Annotated in this window: 8 protein-coding genes; all 8 read right to left on the reverse strand. The window is 42.2% G+C overall.

The window, feature by feature from the left end:
- Positions 1–10 precede the first annotated feature (10 nt).
- A complete protein-coding gene (locus H6G26_RS35730) occupies positions 11–118 on the reverse strand; it encodes an AraC family transcriptional regulator (protein ID WP_347242567.1) in 108 nt (35 codons plus the stop codon).
- Between the two features lie 102 nt (positions 119–220).
- Positions 221–1,243, reverse strand: coding sequence for an LLM class flavin-dependent oxidoreductase (locus tag H6G26_RS35735; RefSeq protein ID WP_190736054.1), 1,023 nt, complete (start codon positions 1,241–1,243; stop codon positions 221–223).
- A gap of 416 nt (positions 1,244–1,659) precedes the next feature.
- The gene (locus tag H6G26_RS35740) at positions 1,660–2,574 is read right to left on the reverse strand and encodes a pirin family protein (protein ID WP_242054160.1); all 915 of its coding nucleotides are present in this window, start codon (positions 2,572–2,574) and stop codon (positions 1,660–1,662) included.
- A gap of 110 nt (positions 2,575–2,684) precedes the next feature.
- Positions 2,685–2,816: a hypothetical protein gene (locus H6G26_RS44050; RefSeq protein WP_277883956.1), complete on the reverse strand. Its 132-nt coding sequence runs from the start codon at positions 2,814–2,816 to the stop codon at positions 2,685–2,687.
- Positions 2,817–3,304: 488 nt separating this feature from the next.
- Positions 3,305–4,552, reverse strand: coding sequence for an ISNCY family transposase (locus H6G26_RS35750; protein WP_190736056.1), 1,248 nt, complete (start codon positions 4,550–4,552; stop codon positions 3,305–3,307).
- A gap of 375 nt (positions 4,553–4,927) precedes the next feature.
- Complete coding sequence (locus H6G26_RS35755) at positions 4,928–6,100, reverse strand: hypothetical protein (protein WP_190736058.1); 1,173 nt, start codon at positions 6,098–6,100, stop codon at positions 4,928–4,930.
- 97 nt (positions 6,101–6,197) lie between these two features.
- Positions 6,198–7,940: a multicopper oxidase domain-containing protein gene (locus H6G26_RS35760; RefSeq protein ID WP_190736065.1), complete on the reverse strand. Its 1,743-nt coding sequence runs from the start codon at positions 7,938–7,940 to the stop codon at positions 6,198–6,200.
- A gap of 60 nt (positions 7,941–8,000) precedes the next feature.
- Positions 8,001–8,150, reverse strand: a complete 150-nt coding sequence (locus tag H6G26_RS35765; RefSeq protein ID WP_190736067.1) for a hypothetical protein — start codon at positions 8,148–8,150, stop codon at positions 8,001–8,003.
- Positions 8,151–8,214 lie beyond the last annotated feature (64 nt).

Here is an 8,214-nt window from a genome sequence, read left to right on the forward strand (position 1 = left end):
TCTTATGAGGTTAACGAACCTGCTTGGGGGTCATTCCAGTCAGGCGCTTAAACTGTTGCGTCAAATGGCTTTGGCTGGAGAAGCCGACTTGTAAGGCAATGCCCGCGATCGCTAAAATCCGTTTTTACCAATTCAGCACAGACTTGCAGAACCAATTTCATATCCGTTTTCTCTGTCTTGTTACCCTAGCGGAACCTGAGTTGAACCATGCCCACATATTTTAATCGTTCAAGAGTGGCGACATTCGCATTCCAATCAGTTCAATGGAGCGCATCAGTTGGGCGTGATTCATTTGCGCGTTGTCCATTTGAAAAGTTACTCTCGAAATGCCGCCGAGCGATTCGCTGTGACGGTGGATTTTCTCCGCCACTTCTTCGGGACTGCCGACCAGTAACGCGCCGGTCGCGCCGCGCTGTGCGTCAAAAGCGGCGCGCGTAACGGGCGGCCAGCCTCTCTCTCTGCCGATTTTAGTGAAAGTTTCGGCGTAGCCCGGAAAGAATTCTTCAACGGCTTGCTCGGTCGTGTCGGCGACATAACCGATTGAATGCAATGAAACTTTTAATGTTTCGGGCGCATACCCGGCGCGCTTTCCGGCATCGCGGTATAAATCTACGAGCGAGCGAAAGCGATGCGTTTCGCCGCCGATAATGGCAACCACGAGCGGCAGTCCAAGCATTCCGGCGCGGAGGAAAGATTGCGGCGTACCGCCGACCCCGATCCAGATGGGAAACGGCTTTTGCAGTGGACGCGGATAAATCGCTTGGTTTTCCAGCGCGGGGCGAAATTTGCCCGACCAATCGACCGTTTCATTGTCCCGAATTTTGAGCAAGAGTTCGAGCTTTTCAGCGAAAATCTCGTCGTAATCGCCGAGACTAAATCCAAATAGCGGAAAGGCTTCGGTGAAAGAGCCGCGCCCGACAACCATTTCGGCGCGACCTTTTGAAATCAAATCGAGCGTGGCGAATTGTTGAAACACACGCACCGGGTCAGCCGCGCTCAGCACCGTAACCGCGCTGGTTAGACGGATGCGCTCGGTGCGTGCGGCGGCAGCGGCGAGAATAACCGCGTTTGCCGAATCTAAAAATTCATGCCGATGATGCTCGCCGATACCGAAGATATCCAAGCCGGAACGATCCGCCTGCTCTATTCTCTCCAGCAGTTCGGCGACGGACTGCGTGGCATCCGCCGTTTCACCATTTTCACTCGTTCTAACCGAGGCAAAACTGTCAATTCCAACTTCCATATCATTTCCCAAGCGTTTTGCGAATTAAATAGACTTAATCCAAAACAGTAGAAAGCCTTACTATGTATAGCGATCCGACATGATTGCTGAAGAGAAAGAGGACTGAAAGCCTTATCTGACAAGGATGTCTATTTCACGAATCAAATAGGATTGCTACAAGGCTTTCTATTACCATCAAAAATCGGCTAAAGTGCTCTCCGTACAAGGTGTTGAGGGAATTTTTCCTCTTATTGCCGATTAATCCGCTGTCTCTTTTACGTGTTGCTTTCGTAGAGGAAACCTCTCCACTTACTGTTGAATCACATACTGATGGGGCGAAATCCCCATGACTTGCTTAAACATACGCGCATCGCCTGCTGCAAGCGGGTACGAGTTAAGCTGCTGTTCTCTCGCTCAGCAAAAACGCCTAACCATCTTCAACTCAAAGGGGTCGCGCTACTACCGTGATCTGAATTATCAGGGAGCGGAATGAATTCAGTTTCACCGGGAACCGCCGGGAAGCGGCAGTCTTGCCAATCTCGTTTTGCCTGCTCGATACGCGCTGAGCGGCTCGACACAAAGTTCCAGTACTTTGTGCGATCGCCCACTGGTGCCCCGCCGATAATCATTGCTTTTGCTTCAGCCCCTGCACGGATATCTACTGATTCATCCGGCGCTAAAACGGCTAGACGATATGGCTCTAAAGGCTTTCCATTTAAGAATAGTCCGGATGTGACGCTATAAACTGCCCTTTCTAAACCCTCTATTGGCGCTAGCTGAAATTGACTACCCTCCGTGAAAACGAGCGCTAGGTAAAGAGTAGCAGAGTAGGTTTTAACTGGTGATTGGTGAGACTGGTAACTACCGGCGATCAAGGTCGCGCTGGTGCCTGTTTGAGTCCACCTCGGTAAATCAGTCGCCGGATAATGTGAAAAGCTGGGTTCAACCTCTTCAGCGATTTCGGGGAGGGCAATCCAGGTCTGAATGCCGTGAAGAGTAGATTCTTTCTCTCTAAAGCTCTCGGGCGATCGCTCAGAATGAACAATACCTTTGCCCGCTGTCATCCAGTTTACCTCGCCCGGAAAAATCTCTTGTACTGTACCTAGACTATCTCTATGCAGAAGGCTTCCTTCAAACAAATAGGTAACCGTTGCCAAATTGATGTGTGGATGGGGTATAACATCGACGCCTTTTCCAGCCGGGAAAATAGCTGGGCCTAAGTGATCAAAGAAGATGAAAGGTCCAACCATTTTTAGGGTTTCACTCGGTAAGATGCGCTGTACACTGAACCCACCTAAGTTGTGCTTTTCAGGCGTGATTAATTGCTGAATACTCATTTTTGTACGATCCATTTTTAGTTGACGTTGTGGACGAAGATACAATCTTAGTTCTGTTTCATAAGATAGTAAGAATTGTTGGTACATTGAACACTTTTGCCGATTTGGCAAGACCAATAACATTGTTAATGATCATCGTGGGTTCGTTCATGGCTGTCCAAGTTGGTGAGCTGATAGGGCTGTTGGTCAATCAGTACTAGAATGCTATCTTCTGGACGAAGCAGTTCTTCTAATCCGATTTTTGGATTTTTAGACATTGAACTCTCCTATAAGTGCTACATCAGATTCTTATCTGATTTAACTTCAGTGTACTGAGTTCTAATACTTGGTTTCTTTCAAATTCTTAGGGTAATCCATAAGATTCTTAGGGTGTTACCGAATCTGTTTTGGGGTCATGCCAGTGAGGCGCTTAAACTGCTGTGTTCAGCAATTCTCATTTTGAAAACAAAAGAAGATAAAGTCTTCTTGTTTACATAGAGAATTTCTGTGTAATTATGATTTTTTGAAAGATAATCATGATAATTAACTGAAAAGAAACAATTTTAAAAATCTGCCCATGAGAAAATAGATTTCAACTTATAAATATAGCCGAAATTCCAACCTCCTTTGTAATTTCTCGGAATTAATAATCTTTACCTCCTCTCAAAAATTTGACATTTTTAACTAGAATTTCCTTTTGTGATCGGGACATATTCGGTAAGAATAAATAAGAAAAACTCCGACCAATTTTTAAACCAAATAAATTTTAATAAGGTACGATATCATTAAAGAAACTAGTCCGAGTCACTAATAACTCACGAATCTTTTGATAGGTGTAATTAACTAAGTCTAAAACAGTATGAAATAAAAAAGCTAGTAAATTTAAAGACAATAATAACTCGCATAAATGATTTTCACCATGACCAAAGTTATGCTCTAAATTATAACCGTGATTTTTCAGAACGTTATTGCCTTCATTCTCAACTTTCCATCTACTGCGTCCGGCTTTGACAATTTCTTCAACATTGTCGTTAGTGATTTTATGATTAGTGATCCAATTATTTTTGTAGATAGTTTTCTGTGTTTTCTCATTAATAATAGTCACTTCGCACCAATTAACTTGGAGACTTGAGTCTTCATCTTTTAAGGGAACTTTGGAAGCATAACGATAGCGATAAATTAGATTTTTTCGTCCATCCCATTGTTTTTTTTCAACCGTTGCAATGTCTCCGCTCCTTTCTAAAAACTCTAGCCATTCATATAAAGTTTTATGGGACGTTTCTAAACAAACAAAAATAAAATTATAACCTTGTTTTAGCAGCAATTTACAAAGAGGTTGGCGAGAATATAAGTCATCTCCTAAAAGAGTTACAGGATAACCATACTTATTTTGATGGTTCTTATTTAACCATCTTTTAACAGCTGCATTTTCACAATCTTGTTTCTGATGCCCATCTTGCTTTTTAATAAATTCTGGCTCTAAATTAATCACTTGTTTTTGATTAGGAGAAACTATAACAGGTGTGACACAGCCATGAAAATAGGTTGTAGTTCCATTTCGATGATTACGACAGTTATAATGAGGGCAATTAATTTTCTTAGATGAAAAATATTCTGTGCCATCTAAAGCCACTAAAATTTCTCCATCTAAGTAGAGGAACTTTTTCAGTACTCCCTTTTCCTCTAACCGCTGATAGACTTTTTGAAAAGCCATAAAGATAGTAGTAGCTGGCACTGGATCTAATAATTTTCTTATTTGATTATCACTGGGGATTGCCTCAATTGAAAATAAACTTTCAGCATTATCTTTTCCCTTATTGCTGTTCATTAAACGTTGATGATCTAAAAAAGATGGTGACTGAGTAAAAAAGACTGAAAATGCAGCTATTACCGCATCTTCTACCTGATATTTAGTATTATTTCCGGGTTTCCTTTCATCCGGTAAGTCATGTAATAATGACCGTAAAAATTGCATTAATTCAGAAATTTCTACAGTCGCCGCTTTTTGAGCCATCTTGGATTTTTAACTCACCAATTTTACCTGAGATGACAACAGTTATCAATTTTTATTTTGCTTAAGTTCTCTTTTCTCAAAACAGAACTTTTTTCCTGGATTTCCCTTTCGTTGTCAGCCAATTCCCGCCGACCAACTAAGTATTTATACTTAATTAATCAGTAAAATTGTTTTTTAGTGATCGCTTCCCTCGCCACAAGCATCGTCTCTCCTGGAAAACTAGTTATTTTGTACTGTATTTTGAATTTCAAAATGGGGGTTAATATTCTATTTATTTCAAAATGAGAATTGCTGTATTTGAAGCCCCTAACTTTAGTTGTGGGGTTTGCTCCCCCTGCTCCTCAACCTCCCCTGCTCAAGAACTGCTTTCTTGGCTCACCGATGGACTGAAATAGATTTGACTTTGTTTTGTTGCTTGCTCTTCAATCTTAAAATTAGACCTAATACACCAAATCCCAAAAGACTTAATCCATAATTGGATTCAGGAACAGAAACGATTTTAACATTGTCAATTAACAATCCAGAATCGGTGCCGCTATCTCTCCAATCTGTAACTCCGATACCCAAAGAGTATATTCCGGTAGTTGGTATTTTAAAGGAAAAAGTGTTAAATCCAGTCTCTTTAAAAAAGTCTGTCGTAGAAGAAATCACAGTGGGTGATAATACATCAGCTAACTTTGACAAAGAACCAATTGAGACAAAGGCAAAATCGTTAACAGAAGGAAACAGTTCTTCATTCGAGAGAAAATTCCAATCGAAAGTCAAAACATCTCCAGCTTTTCCTGTAAATATTTGTTGAATAGCAGAGCCTTGAGTAGCCTGTCCGTCGGGAACAGGAAAAGGAAAAGGAGGTTCTAAGCTTTTGCCAAGATTATCCAAGCTTCCTGCTTCTAACCCTAAAAATTCTTCAATAATTGAGCCAGAAAATGTTTTATTACCAGTTGAGAGGAAAGCTTGATAATTTCCTTCAGTTGGATTACTGCCAAAAGTTTTTGTCTCAATACTAGTTTCACCTAGTGTTGTCCAACCACTAAAATTACCAGTTTCAAAACCACCGTTTGGAATTGTTGGGTTAGTGGAGAGTTTAGGCAGATTAAATGTATTTAATGACAGTCTATAAGAACCAGATTCTAAATGATCTCCTATTAGGTTAATATCCCTTAAGCCAGATACGGCAAAATTCAAACTACCACTTGCTGGTACTTTCCCAGTTAATAGAGAGAGAACACTATTGTCGGATTTGTTATCGTTTATCGCCTGGATATTACCAGAATCATCAAGTAATCCAAAAAGTGGATCAATTGTCTTTGAATTAATGTCTGCGGTAAACAAACTTCCAGTATCAAGATTTGAGAACCCAAAAAAGTCAACATCTCCACTTTCTAGTTGTCCATTTACAGTAGTTGTACTAGAAGGAAGAAATTGTTTGGTGTTAAAAGAGTTATTGGGTTCATTGTCAAGTGCTGCAAAAACAGGTTGAATGGTAGCAATAGAACTGAGCGAAATTGACCAAGCAGTACTAATAGCTAAAGCAGAAAGGGCTTTCATGAGTATTACCTTAATAAACAAAATACAGTTGCATAGGTCTGGTTTTAACTACTCACGCACATCAGTGTTATATGCATGGCTCTTGTTGTAGCAAAGATTAAGGTACTACCTCGTAGGGCAACATCATCTCGTTGTCTTCATGGTCGAGCATATGGCAATGCCATACGTAACGTCCGGTGAACGAATTGCCGAAAGGCAAGTTTTCCGCAGCTTGGGCCCCAAAGGGAACAATCAGGCGAGTAACCTCACCAGGGTATACTAATACTGTATCCTTCCACCCAGACTCGTTTGGTGCTGGCGGTCTTGGTGGAGCAACTGCAAAGGGTGTAGGGTCTGGCGGTGGATAATTAGCTGGCACTGTCGGTCCTCCTAACGGTATGTGGTGTGTTCTTACCTGGCGAGGAGAACCAGTAGTAGTAAGATATGATTTCAAATATTGAGTTACATTAATCTTTTGTCGATTCAGGATTTGGAAGAAAACTAGGTGCAGGTGAACTGGGTGAGCAACTGGCTGAAGGTTAATAATGTTCCACTGCTCTACGGTATCTACCTTCGGACGCTCCCTTAATTCTGGGTAGTTCTCGGCCTCATCCCAGTAGACAAAGTTTTGTAGCAAGACTAGTGGACCAAGTGGCCCGACGATCTCTGCAAGTGTCAAGAAACGCTGCCGCACTGGTTTATTAGCAATTGGTTTGATGAGTGGTTTATGCAATCGCAGTGTTTGAGGTATAGGCTTAGGATTGGCAGCACCCGCTTTTACTGTAAACTGCATGATTTCAGGCAGTGGGAAACTTAGATTTAAGACGGCGTTAACTCTGCCAAAAGGAAAGGGCGAAGTAGCATCATTTTGCCAGACAATCTTTTCTCCTGGCAGATTTTTGGAGAAGTCGATCAGCACGTCAGCACGCTCACCAGGAGCAAGCAGTAGCCTAGACAATTCTACAGGAGTGTTGAGCATTCCTCCATCAGTGCCAATTTGGATAATTGGCTGGTTTGATGACAGCTTGAGGTTGTAGGTGCGAGCATTTGAGCCATTAACAATCCGGAAACGATAAATGGTGCGCTCAACATTCAAATTTGGCCAAGCTTTGCCGTTAACTGTAGCAACATTACCCAAAAACTCAGGTGTCCAGGGAGCTGGGGGATAGAACAGTGAACCATCTGGGTTGAATAAGCGGTCTTGTAGGACTAACGGTATCTCATAGGGAGGCCCTGCAGGAATACCGAGGGGCCCATTACCGCCGACAGGATCATCAACATCTCTAATCAGGTATACTCCAGCCAATCCAGCCATGACGTTTAGGCTAGTCATACCAAGCGTATGGTCGTGATACCAGAGCGTTGCCGCTTCCTGATTGTTATTAAAATTGTATACATAGCTCTGTCCCGGCGTAAATGTATCCGTTGGATAACCGTCGCTTTTTGCTTCGGTATTGCTGCCGTGGAGGTGCAATGACAAACGTGGATTGGTTTTGTCAGACTCTTGTATGCCGTGCAATCTCAAGTCCAGAGAGTTGGCAAAGGGATGGGTTCCAAGGTTGTTGTGTGCAGTTAGTTGTAGCGGTGTACCCCTGGTGATCTCGAAAGTCGGGCCAAGGTAGTCAGCCCCGTTGTAGCCCCAAGTAGCCCCTGCACCTAAATCCTTATGAAAGGAATGTGAACTCGGTGCGATTACCAAACTACTAGGTGCAGCACTAGCAAATGAAATTGGCAGAGGTTCGGTAAATTTTGATATTTCCGGTAAAACGGCATAGCTTTTCTTCGCCTTAAATATCTCAGAAATGAGAAATCCTGCTCCAATTCCTGTACTTGCTAGTATTAATTGCCTTCTAGTTAACATTATTTCTTAATCTCCATTGATGATTAAATATAGTCAGTAAAAAAGTTAAGAGGTAAGAAGTTAAAACGGGTAAGCTTGTCTGAGCAACTCAGTGACTTCTTGCGCGATCGCAATCAGGGCATGATTAACTGAGGAGTCGCGAAGAGAATCAGTCTGAGGTGTCCCTTCATGCTCAGAATTATTCTTGCCTTGTACTAATAAATGCGGCATAGAATTATCCTCAATGAAATACTGATTTGTAATTGACTAAATCAATACGAAAGAATTCAGTTGT

It is taken from the genome of Nostoc sp. FACHB-888 (assembly GCF_014696655.1).
Taxonomy (GTDB): domain Bacteria; phylum Cyanobacteriota; class Cyanobacteriia; order Cyanobacteriales; family Nostocaceae; genus Nostoc.

Coding starts and splice junctions, on each gene's coding strand:
- H6G26_RS35735 (WP_190736054.1), bottom strand. CDS start 1,243: ATGGAAGTTGGAATTGACAGTTTTGCCTCGGTTAGAACGAGTGAAAAT.
- H6G26_RS35740 (WP_242054160.1), bottom strand. CDS start 2,574: ATGGATCGTACAAAAATGAGTATTCAGCAATTAATCACGCCTGAAAAG.
- H6G26_RS44050 (WP_277883956.1), bottom strand. CDS start 2,816: ATGTCTAAAAATCCAAAAATCGGATTAGAAGAACTGCTTCGTCCAGAA.
- H6G26_RS35750 (WP_190736056.1), bottom strand. CDS start 4,552: ATGGCTCAAAAAGCGGCGACTGTAGAAATTTCTGAATTAATGCAATTT.
- H6G26_RS35755 (WP_190736058.1), bottom strand. CDS start 6,100: ATGAAAGCCCTTTCTGCTTTAGCTATTAGTACTGCTTGGTCAATTTCG.
- H6G26_RS35760 (WP_190736065.1), bottom strand. CDS start 7,940: ATGTTAACTAGAAGGCAATTAATACTAGCAAGTACAGGAATTGGAGCA.
- H6G26_RS35765 (WP_190736067.1), bottom strand. CDS start 8,150: ATGCCGCATTTATTAGTACAAGGCAAGAATAATTCTGAGCATGAAGGG.